Origin of the sequence: Dyadobacter koreensis, assembly GCF_900108855.1 — a bacterium.
GTDB classification, from domain to species: domain Bacteria; phylum Bacteroidota; class Bacteroidia; order Cytophagales; family Spirosomataceae; genus Dyadobacter; species Dyadobacter koreensis.
This window is the reverse complement of sequence record NZ_FNXY01000001.1, coordinates 862945-879646: the sequence shown is the minus strand read 5'-3', so window position 1 is coordinate 879646 and position 16702 is coordinate 862945. Positions and strand designations below refer to the sequence as shown.

The window sequence follows — 16702 nt, the reverse complement described above, 5'->3', positions numbered from 1 at the left end:
TAATTTTATATTACGTACGTAATATAATTATTAATGTATCTTTTGAAATTTATAAGATCTTCGCAACTACAAATTCCTGACATTTCAGTCTGACATTCAATTTTCACTCTATATCACTATTAAAATATATATTATGAAAACATTACAAATACGTCAATGGGGCGTCTTATTGCTGGCTTTGGTTGTCGGGCTTTCAGGTTGCGGCGGATCAGGTTCGGGAGATAAAAAAGCAGAAGACGGGGAGACGGTAAAAATAGGTGTTCTTCATTCGCTGAGTGGCACAATGGCTATTTCGGAAGTTTCGCTGAAAGATGTAGTTTTGATGGCGGTTGACGAGATCAATGCGAAAGGTGGAGTTTTAGGCAAAAAAATAGAACCGGTGATCGTAGATCCGGCGTCTGACTGGGATTTATTCGCTGAAAAATCAAAGGAGTTGTTACTGGATAAAAAGGTCTCAGCCGTATTTGGATGCTGGACTTCCGTATCTCGAAAATCAGTCCTTCCCGTTTTTGAAGAAAATAACGGATTACTTTTTTATCCGGTGCAATATGAAGGAGAGGAATGTTCAACGAGCGTAATTTACACCGGTGCTACGCCAAATCAGCAGCTGATTCCCGCAGCTGAATATATGATGAGCGAAGAGGGTGGTGGCTATAAAAAGTTCTATTTGCTCGGGACTGACTACGTTTTTCCTCGTACAGCAAATAAAATTTTAAAAGCATTTTTGCTGTCTAAGGGCGTGCCGAAAGAAAATATAATTGAAGAATATACTCCTTTTCATCACCAGGATTATCAGACGATTGTTTCCAAGGTTAAACAGTTTGCTGCGGGTGGGAAAGCTTGCGTACTTTCGACAATCAACGGAGATTCAAATGTGCCTTTCTACAAAGAATTCGCAAATCAGGGATTGTCAGCGGCAACATGTCCGATTATGGCATTCTCTGTGGCGGAGGATGAGCTTCGTGCAACGGATACAGAGTTTTTGGTAGGGCATTTGGCTGCCTGGAATTATTTTCAATCAATGGAATCGGCTGAAAATAAGAAATTTGTGGAAGATTTCAGGGCATTCTGCAAGAAAAACAATCTTCCCGGAGGAGACAAAAGGGTAACGGATGATCCTATTTGCTGGGCTTATACGGGTGTTTATCTATGGGCGAAAGCAGCTGAAAAAGCAGGTTCTTTCGAGGTGTCAAAGGTTCGTCCTGCACTTTACGGTCTAGAATTTGATTCACCGGACGGACTTGTGAAAATGGACACAAAAAACCATCACTTGGCCAAACCTGTGATGATCGGTGAGATTAAGCCAGATGGGCAATTTGATATCATCTGGAAGTCGAACGGGCTGGTAAACCCGGAACCGTGGTCAAAACTGACTTCTCCTGATAAGGACTGCGATCATGTTGGCCATGGCGGAACGTATACCGTAGCACAGAAATAGAAGTTCTCGAATTTTAGAACTTTTTATTGCGGGAAATTTATCCGCAAATTCTCAGGACACTCAACTTTTTCATACTAGTTACGAAGCGATCAAAAGTTAGGCCGGTTAGTGTAGTTAAAATTAATTGCAGTGACCGGCTCTTCAAATCTATTAAAATCTTCATTTAAGGCTTATCGTAAACTTTAAATTCCAAGTTATGAACTACATCGTCAAAATGTGGCTGGGGCTTTGTTTGTGCCTTTTTATTGGAAAACAGGTTGTTGCACAGTCAGATAGTACCCATTTTTATGTAAGCCAAGTGTTGAATCCCTCGAATGATTCTGCAAGAACAAGGGCAATTAAGAGGCTGGTTTTAATGCGGGATCCATTGACTTTCCCGGTTTTGGGGGCTATAAATGACAAGAAAATTTATATGCTGAACGGAAAACCAGTGACTACGGGGGAGCCGGAAGAATTGGGGGAAGGAAGCGAAGTTTTTCCTCTTTATTATCTTTTTCCGGAGAATAAACCAGTCTTGGAAGCTGATGGGAAACCAAAAAAAGTAACATTGGAAACTTTGAAAAAGGTGGATGTCAGCCGAAGCGACCGGTTAGCGCTTAACTTAATTTTACCTTATCTGAACCTGGCAAACCCTGAACCTGAAAAACGAATTATCGCATACGGACAACTTTTGACTTCGTCCGACGATTCGAAAATTAAAATATTAACCGAGGCTCTTAAACTGGAAAATAACAAGGAAGCGCAGACTGCCGGGAAGGAGATCTTGTTTCAATTAAAGTTAAATGAAGCGGTTTCAGAAACAGAGGCAAAAGCTTACATTGATAGCCTGGATAGTAATTGGGGGGAGAATGTGACCATTGTTTTAAAAGAATATTCTGCGTCAGGTAAAGTTGCCGGCGCAAAAAAATACGCTTCTGAAAAGGTTGAGGCGCTGGAAGGTCTCCAATCAAGAATTGAAAAGGCGCAGAATCTTTTCAGTGGAATAAGTTTGGGGAGTATTCTGATCCTGATCGCACTGGGTCTGGCGATCGTTTACGGTTTGGCTGGCATCATCAACATGGCGCACGGAGAATTTCTGATGATCGGTGCATACACTACTTTCTGTGTGCAATCGCTATTTATCGACACCCTTGGAGTAAAGTCTGACATGTTCTTTTTCGTCTCGCTGCCTGTATCCTTTATCGTTGCTGGAATTTTCGGATTGGTTTTGGAAAAGCTGGTAGTGAGGCATTTATACTCCCGTCCGCTGGAAAGCCTGTTGGCAACCTGGGGCGTTAGCCTGATCATGGTACAAACTGCGAGAAGTATTTTTGGCGATCTTACGGCTGTGAAAGCGCCGTCATTTCTGGCCGGCGGCTGGCAGGTTATGCCACATCTAATTCTTCCTTACAACAGACTTTTTATTATTGTTCTGACCATCGTCGTGGTTTCGCTAACCTATCTGATGTTATACCGGAGTCGTCTGGGAATTCAGATTCGGGCTGTCACACAGAACAGGAGCATGAGTGCATGTCTGGGTGTAGAAACAAGAAAAGTGGATGCGATAACATTCTTCCTGGGGTCAGGTCTTGCCGGCCTGGCCGGCTGTGCGATGACGCTCATTGGAAATGTGGTTCCCGATATGGGTCAAACCTATATTGTTGACTCTTTTTTAGTAGTTGTTACAGGTGGTGTGGGTAAAATCGCAGGCGCAATTTTGTCTGGTTTAGGGATTGGTTTCCTTACAAAAGTACTTGAATCATTTTATGAGGCAGTTTATGGAAAAGTGCTGATTCTTGCACTGATCGTTGTTTTTCTGCAATTCAAACCAAGGGGATTATTCCCTGACAAAGGACGGATTGCAGAAGATTAAATGCAGAATTAGAAAATATTTTCACAACATTTCAACGAAATCATGGAAAAAACAAAAGACTTCCGGCTTTATGGGGCTTTTATAGTACTATTTCTAGTCTTATTGCCATTGGGAAACCTGTTCGGAATCGTATCCAACAACACGATATCACTTTGGGGGAGATACTTTTGCTTTGCAATTGTAGCACTTGGTGTGGATTTAATCTGGGGATATACCGGAATTCTTTCGATGTGTCAGGCATTCTTTTTCTGTCTGGGCGGTTACAGTGTTGCGATGCATATTGTGATGAAGGGAGCAACAGCCAGCGGTTCCGACGGAACTTCCATTCCCGATTTTATGGTATGGAATCAGGTTGAATCGTTGCCGTTTTTCTGGGCTCCTTTTCAGTCATTTGGGCTTGCGATGATTCTTGGTCTTCTGATACCCGCCGTCTTTGCCTTCGTATTTGGCTATTTCATTTTTCGCAGCCGGATCAAAGGAGTTTACATGGCAATTATCACGCAGGCGTTAGCACTGGCTATGTGGCTATTATTTTTAAGAAACGAGACGATGCTGGGGGGGACAAATGGTCTGACAGATTTCAAATCTCTTTTAGGTTTCAGTCTTGCCTCTCCAAATGTTAAACTGGGGTTGTATCTGCTATCGCTGTCCGGGCTTTGCGGTACCTATTTTTTAAGTAAAAAACTGGTAGATTCCAAATTTGGCAAAGTGTTGCAAGCTATCCGTGACAGCGAGTCGCGGACGAGTTATACTGCTTATCGGATTCTGGATTATAAACTTGCGATATTCATCGTCGGCGCTTTACTGGCCGCATTCGCGGGCATGCTTTACGCACCCCAGACAGGTATTATCACACCCGGAAGAATGGATGTGAGAGCATCGGTAGAAATGGTAATGTGGGTAGCTCTCGGAGGACGTGGGAAACTGAAAGGTGCTATCCTGGGGGCATTGATTGTTAACTTTTTGTATAGTATTTGTACTAGCCTTTTTCCGGATTCCTGGTTATTTATCCTCGGATTCCTGTTTGTTATAACGGTTCTTTATTTTGATAAAGGCTTTCTTGGAATGATCGAAATAATTGGAGGAAAATTCCGCAGAAAGCAAATTACGGAAAAGGTTGCCGGTCATCAAGTTGTCGAATCCTGAGAGATCGGACTTAGTATTTGATTAATACAAATAGTGCAAAACTTTAAATCGTTTTAATATGCTGCTTGCGGTCAAAAATCTTTCAGTTTCCTTTGGTGGTGTTCATGCTTTGAATCTAAGCCAGTTCAATTTGCGGGATAAGGAGCTCCGCGTTATCATCGGCCCGAACGGGGCTGGTAAATCTACTTTTCTTGATATTTTGTGTGGTAAAACGAAACCCGATTCCGGGGAAGTTTTATATGACGGTGAACCGGTTTTAGGGAAAACGGAAGTACAGATCGCTAATATGGGTATTGGTCGGAAATTTCAGAAACCATCAGTTTTTCCAAGCCTTACCGTATATGATAATATGCTATTGGCCTATAAAATGAAAAAAAGCATTTTTGCTTCCCTTTTTTTTAGACCAACAGAAGAAATCGATTTTCAAATTCGTCAGGTTGCAGCGAAAGTGGGGTTGAGCAAGGAACTAAAAAAGATCGCGGGGGAATTGTCGCACGGTCAAAAACAATGGCTAGAGATAGCAATCGTCGTTTTGCAGGATCCGAAGTTGATGCTGATCGATGAACCGGCGGCTGGTATGTCTGATGAAGAAACGGAAAAAACAGGTGAGCTTTTAATGCAACTATCCAAACATCACGGCATAATCGTAATTGAGCATGATATGAAATTTGTCGAACAAATCGCCCAGGATCTGGTAACTGTTCTTGTCAGGGGCAAACTTTTGGTAGAGGGATCTTTCGAGGATGTACGGAATGATCAGCGTGTTATTGATAGTTATCTGGGCCGGGCTAATGTACAACTTGAAAACTTCTGAACCATGAGTCAATCCGTATTAAAGATAAATTCGTTGACTGCTGCCTATGGGCAAAGTACAATTCTGTGGGGGACATCTCTGGAAGTAAAAAAAGGGACGGTCACAACCGTGATGGGCAGAAATGGTGTTGGAAAAACTACGCTTTTAAAAACCATAATGGGTATTGTTAGTCCTAAATCGGGTATGATTGAATATAAGGGTGAAGATGTAACGAATCTTCCTGCCTTCAAAAAATCCAGAATGGGGATAGCTTACGTTCCGCAGGGAAGAGAAATTATTCCTAAATTGACAGTGTACGAAAACCTTAAACTAGGTTTGGAAGCAGTCAGCGATCGGAAAGCAAAAATTCCGGAAGATGAGATTTACACAATGTTTCCAATCCTTAAAGATTTCAGAAACCGCCTGGGAGGAAATCTGAGCGGCGGACAGCAACAGCAACTCGCCATCGCGCGCGCATTAACTGGCAGGCCCTCCCTGCTTTTACTGGACGAGCCAACCGAAGGAATTCAGCCTTCCATTTCGCAGGAAATTGGAATCATTTTAAAAAAACTAGCTAAGGAGCAAGGGATTTCGGTTCTTTTGGTTGAACAAAAAATCGATTTTGCCCGTCCGGTTACCGATTATTTTTACTTTATGAACCGGGGCGCGGTAGTTTCTCAAGGAAATTCTTCTGATATGAGCATGGAGGAACTTCAAAATCACATTTCGTTATAATAATTTCCATCTAAATTTATACTTGGTATTTCTTTCAATGTATTAGAAAAAAATGATGTGATTTTAATCTTATACCTACGTATATTTACTCGTAGGTATAAGAGGTTTTCAAGCGTCTAAGCTGCGCATCTCAACACAGAAACGATTCAGGTTATGTTCAGGAAAGAACCGGTTAAAGATGAAACGCAGGAGAGGAAAACCTTTTTATATTTCACGTGGCTTTATGTCTCGGCACTGCTGATCGTTGCAGTGATTTCGATCCTAAGCCAGATCCTTATACAACGCTATCTTACGGCACAGCGGGACGATTCTCATATTATCAATTATGCGGGAAGACTTCGGACATACAGCCAGACTTTGGGCAAAACTGCACTTTTAATCGAATCCGGACGGGATATTGAATCGAATCGCAAGGAATTTGTCAATACCTTAAAGCAATGGCAGAAGGCGCACGAGGCACTTATCGGTGGTAATTCTTTCCTGAATTTGCCTCCAAACAACAGGAAAGAAATTGCCATGATGTATGATATGGTGAAAGAACCGTATCAGGAAATTCTGACGGCTGCCAATAAGATGGTGGTGGTTATGGAGAAAAACAAAGTGGTCGATTCTACCGATATCAAACCTTATATTAAGAAGATTTTAGAGTACGAAAAATCATATCTTCTTGGTATGGAGCTGATCGTCTTTGACTACGACCGTTTCTGGCGACAGAAAGTACGTACGTTGAAAGAGATTGAATACATTCTTTTAGGTGTCGTTTTATTTACACTTCTTCTTGAGGCGGGTTTGATCTTTTTCCCCTTATCGGTCAGAATCCGTCAGACCATGACTGGCCTTATCGATTCAGAAAACAGGTCAAAAAAACTCGCTGACCAGTTGCAGGAAAGTAGCAAATCGATCGAAAAGTCTCATAAGGAACTACGCGAGACAAATTTTGCATTAGAAAAAGCTACTTACCTCGTAAAAACCGACAGTGCAGGGAACATTATTTATGCCAATGATAAGTATTGTCACGTGACTAAATATACAATCACAGAACTGCGTGGAAGGCCATTGTTTTACAATAACCTGGGAGGTAAAGAGAGTATTATTTATGACCATATCCGTGACTCCGAGCGGAAGACCGAGGTCTGGCAGGGAGAGGTTTTTGATACCGCATCCGATGGGGCGGGTTTCTGGCTGGATGTGACGATGATGCCAATCATTGATAACAAGAGCAACCTCTATCAGTATCTGGTGGTTTGTAACGACATTACAAAACGTAAAAATACGGAAAGGGAACTCTGGTTACTGACTGAGGAAAAAATGCGGCGGCAGGAAACAGAACAGCATATTCGTTCCTTTTCGATTATAACCGGACAGGAAAAGGAAAGGGAACGGGTCGCAGCAGAAATTCATGACGGTATCGGGCAAATGCTGACGAGCCTGCGTATGAAACTGGAGCAGGTCGACGACCGGATGGAGCATAAGGATCCTGAAATCCAAAAAGTGAATGAGCTTTTGGCAGGGATTATTTTTGAGACAAAACGTATCTGTGCCGATCTGCTTCCAAGTGTACTGGAAGATTTTGGGCTTCGTTCTGCAATTCGGGAGCTTGTCAAGATGTGCAGGGAAACGGCGGGCTCTGTTACTTTTCATCTGGAAGAAAATATCAGTCTTGAATCGTTGCCAAGAGAAGTAGAAATTGGCGTATTCAGGATTTTGCAGGAAGCACTTAATAATGCGATCAAACATTCGCGCGCTACGATTATCGAGGTGCATGTTGACAGCGATTCAGAGTTTTTAAATATGATCATTCAGGATAACGGAGCTGGATTTTATTTTGACAATCAATATATATACTCGCGTGAAAAATTCCCGAAAGCGCATGGTTTGAGAGGAATGAAAGAGCGGGCAGACTTGCTCAATGGAACACTGAACATCAGCTCGGAGCCGGGGCAGGGAACTACAATTCAGTTAGAATTACCATTACGAAAAACATTAAGTTAGTATTCATCAACGTAAAAAATAACCCTTAACATGAAGAAAATAGCTGTTTTTTTGGTCGACGATCACGAGATTTTCAGAAACGGGCTGAAGCAATTAATTAACGCGGAGGCTGATATGGAAGTCGTGGGGGAAGCATCCACAGGGGAAGACGCAATTCAATCGTTGGCAAAAACCTCAGTCGATGTGATCATTATGGATATCCGGATGCCTGGAATTAGCGGTCTGGATACCGGCAAATCAGTTTTGAAAGATAATAGTAAAGCAAAACTTTTGTTTTTCAGCCTTTTTGATAATCCTGACTATGTTTTGACGGCACTTGATATGGGCGCAAGCGGCTACATTCTAAAAGATACGAGCAATAAAATCTTTTTGCACGCGATCCGTACGGTTCATAACGGGCAATTTTATTTTATCGGCGATGTAACGGATACATTAGTCCGAAAATACCACGAACAGCGAAATTCAGTGCCTGACACTGGTACAGCAACTGCTTCTGAAACTTCCTTGTCAAAGCGTGAACAACAGATTATCAGGATGATAGATCAAGGGGTGACAAATAAAGAAATTGCTGAGGCGCTTGGCATCAGTATCAGGACTATCGAAGCGCACCGCCTTAATATTCTGAGGAAGTTTCAGGTAAGCACGATCGAGGAAGCGGTGGAGAATGCCAGAGCCTCATCGTTATTAGCTTAAAAATTAAAGGAATAATTTGTTTAACAAGGTTACTTATCTATATTTACGTACGTAATTTATACCTAGGTACAATTTGATATCTTGATTATCTTATGCATTTATCTCCACGCGAACAGGAAAAACTGCTTTTGTTTTTAGCCGGTGAACTCGCCGAGAAACGTAAAGCTCGCGGGCTGAAACTTAATTATCCGGAATCGATTGCCTTGATCAGCAGTCGTTTGCAGGAGGCTGCACGTGATGGAAATTCTGTTGCCGAATTAATGCAGTATGGTGCGACGATTCTCATGCGTGAAGATGTGATGGACGGGGTTCCGGAGATGATTCATGATATCCAGATTGAAGCAACTTTCCCGGATGGGACAAAACTGGTGACTGTACATAACCCGATCCGATAAACTTACTATCATGATACCAGGAGAATATATTTTGGCTGATGGTGATATCATTGCCAACGTTGGAAAACGTACGGATTCAATTACAGTGATCAACACGGGAGATCGACCGGTGCAGGTCGGCTCGCATTTTCATTTTTTTGAAATAAATAAACAGCTGTTTTTTGACCGTGAAAAGACCTACGGAATGCGGTTGAATATAGCCGCCGGAACCGCGGTGCGATTTGAGCCGGGTGAAGAGAAAGATGTTATTCTTGTAGAATTTGGAGGGAAAAGACATGTTTCAGGTTTCAATAATCTGGTGGATGGAGACTTAGAAGAAAACAAAGAAAGTGCATTGGAGAAATCTGACGCTTTGAACTTTAAAAATACAAAGAAATGAGCCTTTCGATTAACCGGATAAAATATGCAAACATGTACGGCCCAACTGTTGGCGACAAAGTCCGGCTTGGCGATACTGATATTATAATTGAAATCGAAAAAGATCTTTCCGTGGGCGATCAGGGACATGGTGAAGAATCAAAATTCGGTGGTGGAAAAACCATACGTGACGGCATGGCACAATCTGCTTCTGCCACGCGGGCAGAAGGCGTTCTGGATTTTGTCATTACCAGCGTCATGATCATCGATCACTGGGGGATTGTCAAAGCTGATATCGGTATTAAAGATGGAAGGATCGTGGGTGTCGGAAAAGCTGGAAATCCTGATACCACCGATGGTATTACCCCCAATATGATCATCGGAGCATCAACCGAAGTGCATGGCGGTGCGGGCCTAATCGCGACAGCCGGGGGAATTGATACGCATATCCATTTTATCTGTCCGCAACAAATTGATCACGCACTTTTTAGCGGCATCACGACAATGATCGGGGGAGGGACTGGGCCGGCTGACGGAACAAATGCTACAACAGTAACACCCGGCGCCTGGAATATCCGAAAAATGCTGGAATCCGCCGAGGCATTTCCAATGAACCTTGGATTTTTGGGGAAAGGAAACTGTGCTTCAATTGCGCCGTTAGAAGAGCAGATTGAAGCCGGGGTGATCGGGTTAAAAATTCACGAAGACTGGGGTGCAACGCCGGCCGTGATCGACGCGTCGCTGAAAATGGCTGACAAACATGATATTCAGGTTGCAATACACACCGATACATTGAATGAATCGGGGTTTCTGGAAAGTACGATGGCTGCCATTGATGGTCGCGTTATTCATACATATCATACCGAAGGAGCGGGCGGGGGCCATGCGCCGGACATTATCAAGGCTGCGATGTATCCCCACATTTTACCGTCTTCAACCAATCCAACGCGTCCTTTTACGGTCAATACTATTGATGAGCATTTGGATATGCTCATGGTATGTCACCATTTGGATAAATCCGTCCCTGAGGATGTTTCTTTTGCGGATTCGCGGATCAGACCGGAGACAATTGCGGCCGAAGATATTTTGCATGATATGGGCGTGTTCAGCATGATGAGCTCCGATTCCCAGGCGATGGGACGTGTAAGCGAAGTGGTGATCCGAACCTGGCAAACAGCCGATAAAATGAAAAAGCAAAGGGGATTTTTGCCGGAAGATGAAGAGAACAAAAATGATAATTTTCGTGCGAAAAGATACGTTGCAAAGTATACTATAAACCCTGCGATTGCACACGGTATTTCTGAATATGTCGGCTCGGTCGAAGCCGGAAAAATGGCTGATCTTGTGTTATGGAAACCTGCGTTTTTTGCCGCGAAGCCGGAAATGATAATCAAAGGCGGGATGATCATCGGAAGTAGAATGGGGGACCCGAATGCTTCTATTCCAACACCGCAGCCTGTTGTTTACCGTCATATGTTTGGAGCGTACGGAAAGGCGCTTTTTAATACGTGTGCTACTTTCGTTTCGCAGCTTTCACTTGATAAAAATATTGTCCAGCAATACGGTCTTCAAAAGATGATTTTGCCTGTCAGAAATTGCCGGAATATTTCAAAAAAGGATTTAATTCATAATGATGCCACTCCGCAAATTGACGTTAATCCTGAAAATTACGAGGTGAGGGTTGATGGCCGTCATATTACTTGTGAACCGATCGCAGTAGCGTCGTTGGCGCAGCGATATTTTTTGTTTTAGGCTGTGTTATAAACTAATTTTCAGTGCCATGATTATCAAAGCGAAATTGGGAAATATCAGTGCTTTTGAAATAAAAGGCAGGCATATCGACTGGCTGGAAATGGAGTGGTATGAGACACGCAAACGCATTCTTCATAAAAAGACACGTTCAGGGAAGTCTGTGTCACTGAAATTCCTGAGCGAGTCGCCGGAAATTACGCAGGGGGATATCTTGTATAACGATGAATTTATAATCATTGCAGCAGAGATTTTAACCTGTGACTGTATAGTTGTTAAGCCTATAACAATTTTTGAAACAGCCTCCCTTTGTTATGAAATTGGAAATAAACATCTGCCGTTGTTCTTTGAGGATGACAGCCTTTTGATACCTTATGATGCGCCATTATTTCGGTTGTTAACCGCGCAGGGTTATGAAGTTCTGCGTGAAAATCGTAAGCTTTTGCAGCCCTTAAAAACAACAGTCTCGCCACATGCTGATCGGGCAAATTCGAGTCTGTTTTCGAGAATTATGCAGCTGACAACAGATTTATGAATACCCAGCTCCTCAGTTTATTGCAGCTCAGCGATCCGACGTTGCCCATTGGCGGATATGCCCACTCATCGGGATTAGAAACCTATGTGCAGGCTGGTGTAGTGAAAAACACAAAAACTGCCGGAGATTTCATAATCCGGATGCTGAAAAGCAACCTTAAATACGGAGACGCTGCATTCGCTTCTCTTGCATATGAGGCTGCTGCACAAGACGATTATCAGGAGCTTTTAAGCCTGGATGAAGAGTGTACGGCATTGAAATTACCCAAGGAAATGCGAGAGGCGAGCCACAAACTCGGGAATCGTTTGATGAAGGTTTTTGAGCCTCTGTGTAAAAATAAAATGACGGAAAAGTATCTGGCTGATAGTAAGTTAAAATATGTTTTTGGTCATTACTGCATCGTTTTTGGCTTATATGCCTATGCTTTACAAATTGAAAAAAAAGATATGCTAACCGGATTTTATTACAATACTGCGGTTGGATTTGTAACAAACAGTGTCAAATTAATTCCCCTGGGACAGCAGGACGGACAGGAATTGCTTTTTTCACTCCATCCGGTCATCAATCAGCTGGTTGAAGAATCCATGCAACCGGACCGGGACTTACTTGGACTTTGCTGTCCAGGATTTGATATTCGGAGTATCCAGCATGAAAGTTTGTATTCCCGTCTGTATATGTCTTAAACGCTCCATAGCCGGTCAGTCTTTAAGGCATTGAATGATGATGATTAGTAATAAAAAAAAATTAAGATGCTGATAGGAAATAACCGGCAGCAGACATCCGAAGTAAATAAAACCATGGATCGAAATTATATAAAAATTGGTGTTGCGGGCCCAGTTGGTTCCGGAAAAACAGCGCTGATCGAGCGCCTTACACGCCAGATGGCTAAGGAATATAGCGTGGGTGTGATAACCAACGATATTTATACTAAAGAGGATGCTGCTTTTTTGACACAAAACAGCCTTTTGCCGCCAGACCGGATCATTGGCGTTGAAACTGGCGGCTGTCCGCATACGGCAATTCGCGAGGATGCAAGTATGAATCTGGAAGCTGTGGAGGAAATGGCTAACCGTTTTCCGGATATTGAAATTATTTTTATCGAAAGTGGCGGCGACAACTTGTCTGCAACTTTCAGCCCTGACCTTGCGGATATCAGCATTTTTGTAATTGATGTGGCCGAAGGTGATAAAATTCCAAGAAAGGGTGGGCCGGGAATTACCAGAAGTGATTTGCTGGTCATCAATAAAATTGATCTGGCGCCTTATGTCCATGCTGATCTGGATGTAATGGAACGCGATTCCAGAAAAATGCGTAACGGTCAACCTTTTGTTTTTACCAATCTTATGAGCTTGAAGGGGCTGGAAACGGTTATCGATTGGATAAAAAAATATGCGTTGTGTGAAGAAATTGACGAACCGGCACTGCTGAGATGATTGCTGCTTTGCACATTCATGTTGGATTACGGGACGAAATTTCATATTTGAAAAAATGCTACTTTTCGCCTCCTTTTAAACTGGCGGATATCACAGAAAACCGCCGGCAGAAATGGCTGCATCTGATGCAGATGAGCTCTTCGCCAGGAATTCTGGATGGCGATCAGTTTGAAATTAAGATTGAACTCGACCAAAATTGCCATTTGCAGTTGCATACCCAATCTTATCAGCGACTATTCAGTATGAAAAGTGGAGCAAAGCAGCATATGGAAGTTTTTCTGGATAAGGGTGCTTCACTTATTTATCTACCGCATCCGGGCGTACCGCAGGAAAATTCCAATTTTACTTCCAGAAGTAAAATCCATTTGGCTGAGAATTGCGAACTGATTTGGGGAGAAATTATTACCTGTGGAAGAAAGCTGAATGGAGAGGTTTTTAAATTTTCCAAATATCATGCAATCACCGAGGTTTATACTAATAAACGATTGAAAATCAAGGAAAATATCTGCCTGGTCCCGGTTGGAAATGATCTTGCAGCAATCGGAATGCTGGAAGGTTTTACACATCAGGCAAGCCTGATATTTTTAAAAAATGGCATTGACAAAAATTCTCTGATCGATAAGGTAAAAGATTATTTAAGTAGCGAGCCGGATATACTTTTCGGTGTAACACCTGCGCCGGAATCCGGACTTTTGGTAAGAATACTCGGAAATAAATCTGAGCAGCTAATGAATGCCCTTAAAAAAATTACAAAAATATTTAAAGAAGATATTTGACTTATGCACACCGAATTACAAGTCTTGCTGACAGCCGCTGTAACGATTGCATGTCTGCATACATTCAGCGGACCGGATCATTACATTCCTTTTATAGCTTTATCGAAAGCAAGAAACTGGTCTTTTGGGAAAACGCTCTGGTGGACAATTATCTGCGGATGCGGCCATGTCTGGAGCTCCATTTTACTTGGCCTGGGTGGCGCAGCCATTGGCTGGTCATTAAGCAAAGTGGAATGGCTTGAAGAAGTCAGAGGAGGGCTGGCAGGCTGGATGCTGCTTGGCTTTGGAATAGTTTACGGGATATGGGGAATGATGAATGTGTATAAAAACAAAACACACAAACATTTCGATATTGAACAAGAAGGGGATATTTACGTGTATGAACATCAGCACGGCTCGGCTGTCCGGAGTAATGAAAGGCATAAAGTGACTCCTTGGGTTATGTTCATCATTTTTCTTCTGGGCCCGTGCGAGCCGATGATTCCCTTGTTATATTTTCCGGCAGCCCGGAATTCACTAAGCGGTATGCTTCTTATGATATGTGTTTATACGTTTGTCACGTTGGCGACGATGATTTTTATGGTAGTTCTGGGTTTTTATGGGATCTCGATTTTTAAAACCAGCCAGCTCGAAAAGTACATGCATCCTTTAGGTGGACTTACTATTTTTATTTGCGGAGCGGGGATGGTTTTTATGGGCTGGTAATATTGATAACATTATATCAGCGCAGTTCAATGCTTTGTTTTGCAAGAGTCAACTTTTCGCCACTGTAAATTCAAAGTCTAATGAATGACTTTTCTGTAAACCGTCGTGATTTTCTGAAATATTCTGGTGTCGGTGCCATATTAGGCTCGACTGATTTAACCAGGCATATGGATAATTCTGCTATTGCGTCGAAATTAAAATCCTCGATAATAATAAAAAATGTCAGCGCCAATTTTGAACGGGAAGCTTTGAATCCATACCGTTTTAAAGGAAGCCAGATCACTGAAAGTTGGCAAACCGCTGCCTATCTGGAATCGGAATCAGGATTTAGTAAAGTTGGACTGGCGACCCAGGGGGTATTATGGTCAGATTCAAAGGTGGCAGCAGCTCATTCAGAAAGCGCCGGAAATGCCTTGATGTTCGCCATGACAGAACATGCTTTGCAGCTTATGAAAGGAATTTCATTTTCCAGCCCTGTCGAGTTGCTTGATAAGCTTTTGCCGGAAGTGCTGAACTACGGAAAAAAGATTACCGGAAATGTGGACCTTCGAAAAACATTTGCTTTGAATGCACTTGTAAGCGTTGATAACGCTGCTTGGCTGCTATATGCGGCGGAAAATAAAATGACTTCTTTCGATGAAATGATCCCGGCTGCTTATAAGCCAAGTCTTTCTTACCGGCATGAAAAAGTTGCGAGTATACCTTCATTCGCCGTTGGTAGTGATCCTGAAAAAATCAAGGCGGCAGCGGATGAAGGTTATTTTATAATGAAACTCAAAACCGGATCAGCAGGGACTCAGGCTGATATGCTGAAAAATGATATGGCTTTCTTGTCGGCTGTTCATAAGGCGATCGGCCATTACGAAACCCCCTATACACGAAATGGGAAAATTCCATATTATATTGATCCCAACGGTCGGTATGAAAAGAAAGAAACACTTTTGCGGTTTATTGATCATATAAAAAAGATCGGTGCTCTGGATCAGATTGCTGTGATTGAAGAGCCTCTTGGAGAAGATAATAATGATTTTGTGGGAGATGTCGGTGTAAGGATAGGAGCGGATGAAAGTGCGCATACCGTGGAGGATGCTGCAAAAAGAATTGAGCAGGGGTATTCTGTGATGATCGTAAAGGCTATCGCAAAAACGTTGAGCATGACCATGAAAATTACTCAGCTTGCTTACGAGAAAAATATTCCATGTTTTTGCGCAGATCTGACTGTCAATCCGATTCTGGTAGACTGGAATAAATCGGTCGCGGCCAGACTAAATCCATTCCCTGATATTTCCATCGGTTTACAAGAAACAAACGGGCATCAGTACTATAAAAACTGGGATAAACTCATGAGTTACCATCCAATGGCCGAAGCGGCATGGACACGTACAAAAAAAGGCGTTTATGTAACGGATAGGCGGTTTTTTGAGGAAAGTGGCGGCATCATGAATTCTTCAAAACATTATGCTGATTTCTTTGCAAGCAGATGAATGCTTATGCCAACCGCAGCTATTAAATGATAAATTGTACTATGTATCTGATTTGGCACGGTTTTTGCGGTAACCGGTTTTAGTGATTTACAATTAATTATCAAGATTATGAAAATGCAATGGATCGTCAACACACTGGGAATAATGCTTATATCCCTCTCGTTATCAGCTCAGGTGGTGTCAAAGGATTCTTTAAATATGTTGAAACAACAAAAAGAATCGCTTGAAGTAAGCAAGAGATTAAATGAACGCAAACTTGAACTGGCAAAACTGGAAAATCAGGTTGCAGAAAAAACGGCGGAGGTTGCCAAAACAGCCGAACAGGCACAGAAATCAGCTGACGAAAACGGAAAAGCTGCTGCAAAACTTAGTAATGACGCTCAGGACAGAAAGCAGGCAAAAAGAGCGCGCAAAAGCGCTAATGCTGCCGAACGTGATGCGAAAAAGGCGAGGAGAGCAGAAGATAATTTAGCCAGTCTGAAAAAAGATATAGAGTCATTGCGCAGTAAGATCGCAGACGATGAAGGTAAGCTGTCTTCAATGAATTAAATTCGGGGAAAGAATATTCCGGTGAATGCACCGCGGCAAAGTTCAGAGCAATCTGAACTTTTTTTGTGCC

The 16702-nt window shown here is 42.5% G+C and carries 17 protein-coding genes; all 17 read left to right on the top strand.

Going from position 1 to position 16702, the window contains the following annotated elements:
- Positions 1 to 133 precede the first annotated feature (133 nt).
- Entirely contained in the window at positions 134 to 1438 is a 1305-nt protein-coding gene (gene urtA, locus BMY70_RS03610; protein WP_090331990.1) for an urea ABC transporter substrate-binding protein, read from the top strand.
- 196 nt (positions 1439 to 1634) lie between these two features.
- The gene (gene urtB, locus BMY70_RS03605) at positions 1635 to 3290 is read left to right on the top strand and encodes an urea ABC transporter permease subunit UrtB (protein WP_218148562.1); all 1656 of its coding nucleotides are present in this window, start codon (positions 1635 to 1637) and stop codon (positions 3288 to 3290) included.
- A 42-nt stretch (positions 3291 to 3332) separates the two neighbouring features.
- Complete coding sequence (gene urtC, locus BMY70_RS03600) at positions 3333 to 4436, top strand: urea ABC transporter permease subunit UrtC (protein WP_090331988.1); 1104 nt, start codon at positions 3333 to 3335, stop codon at positions 4434 to 4436.
- A gap of 58 nt (positions 4437 to 4494) precedes the next feature.
- Positions 4495 to 5250, top strand: coding sequence for an urea ABC transporter ATP-binding protein UrtD (gene urtD / locus BMY70_RS03595; protein WP_090331987.1), 756 nt, complete (start codon positions 4495 to 4497; stop codon positions 5248 to 5250).
- A 3-nt stretch (positions 5251 to 5253) separates the two neighbouring features.
- A complete protein-coding gene (gene urtE / locus BMY70_RS03590) occupies positions 5254 to 5964 on the top strand; it encodes an urea ABC transporter ATP-binding subunit UrtE (protein WP_090331986.1) in 711 nt (236 codons plus the stop codon).
- A gap of 153 nt (positions 5965 to 6117) precedes the next feature.
- Positions 6118 to 7956, top strand: a complete 1839-nt coding sequence (locus BMY70_RS03585) for a sensor histidine kinase (RefSeq protein ID WP_090331985.1) — start codon at positions 6118 to 6120, stop codon at positions 7954 to 7956.
- A gap of 30 nt (positions 7957 to 7986) precedes the next feature.
- Entirely contained in the window at positions 7987 to 8649 is a 663-nt protein-coding gene (locus BMY70_RS03580) for a response regulator transcription factor (RefSeq protein ID WP_090331984.1), read from the top strand.
- A 92-nt stretch (positions 8650 to 8741) separates the two neighbouring features.
- Complete coding sequence (gene ureA / locus BMY70_RS03575; RefSeq protein WP_090331983.1) at positions 8742 to 9044, top strand: urease subunit gamma; 303 nt, start codon at positions 8742 to 8744, stop codon at positions 9042 to 9044.
- Between the two features lie 10 nt (positions 9045 to 9054).
- Complete coding sequence (gene ureB, locus BMY70_RS03570; protein ID WP_090331982.1) at positions 9055 to 9423, top strand: urease subunit beta; 369 nt, start codon at positions 9055 to 9057, stop codon at positions 9421 to 9423.
- Positions 9420 to 11153 carry an urease subunit alpha gene (gene ureC / locus BMY70_RS03565; protein WP_090331981.1) on the top strand — a complete coding sequence of 578 codons (1734 nt, stop codon included), beginning with the start codon at positions 9420 to 9422 and terminating at the stop codon, positions 11151 to 11153. Before ureB ends, ureC begins: the two co-directional genes overlap by 4 nt.
- A gap of 28 nt (positions 11154 to 11181) precedes the next feature.
- Positions 11182 to 11685 (top strand): urease accessory protein UreE, encoded by a 504-nt coding sequence (locus BMY70_RS03560; RefSeq protein WP_090331980.1) that lies wholly within the window; start codon positions 11182 to 11184, stop codon positions 11683 to 11685.
- Positions 11682 to 12368 (top strand): urease accessory protein UreF, encoded by a 687-nt coding sequence (locus tag BMY70_RS03555; protein ID WP_090331979.1) that lies wholly within the window; start codon positions 11682 to 11684, stop codon positions 12366 to 12368. Before BMY70_RS03560 ends, BMY70_RS03555 begins: the two co-directional genes overlap by 4 nt.
- Before the next feature lie 66 nt (positions 12369 to 12434).
- Positions 12435 to 13118, top strand: coding sequence for an urease accessory protein UreG (ureG, locus tag BMY70_RS03550; protein WP_310590629.1), 684 nt, complete (start codon positions 12435 to 12437; stop codon positions 13116 to 13118).
- A complete protein-coding gene (locus tag BMY70_RS03545; RefSeq protein WP_090331978.1) occupies positions 13115 to 13894 on the top strand; it encodes an urease accessory protein UreD in 780 nt (259 codons plus the stop codon). The genes ureG and BMY70_RS03545 overlap by 4 nt, the downstream gene beginning before the upstream one ends.
- A gap of 3 nt (positions 13895 to 13897) precedes the next feature.
- On the top strand, positions 13898 to 14599 hold the full coding sequence (locus BMY70_RS03540) for a hypothetical protein (RefSeq protein WP_090331976.1): 702 nt from the start codon (positions 13898 to 13900) through the stop codon (positions 14597 to 14599).
- A gap of 80 nt (positions 14600 to 14679) precedes the next feature.
- On the top strand, positions 14680 to 16083 hold the full coding sequence (locus tag BMY70_RS03535; RefSeq protein WP_090331974.1) for an enolase C-terminal domain-like protein: 1404 nt from the start codon (positions 14680 to 14682) through the stop codon (positions 16081 to 16083).
- A gap of 108 nt (positions 16084 to 16191) precedes the next feature.
- On the top strand, positions 16192 to 16632 hold the full coding sequence (locus tag BMY70_RS03530) for a hypothetical protein (RefSeq protein WP_090331972.1): 441 nt from the start codon (positions 16192 to 16194) through the stop codon (positions 16630 to 16632).
- Positions 16633 to 16702 lie beyond the last annotated feature (70 nt).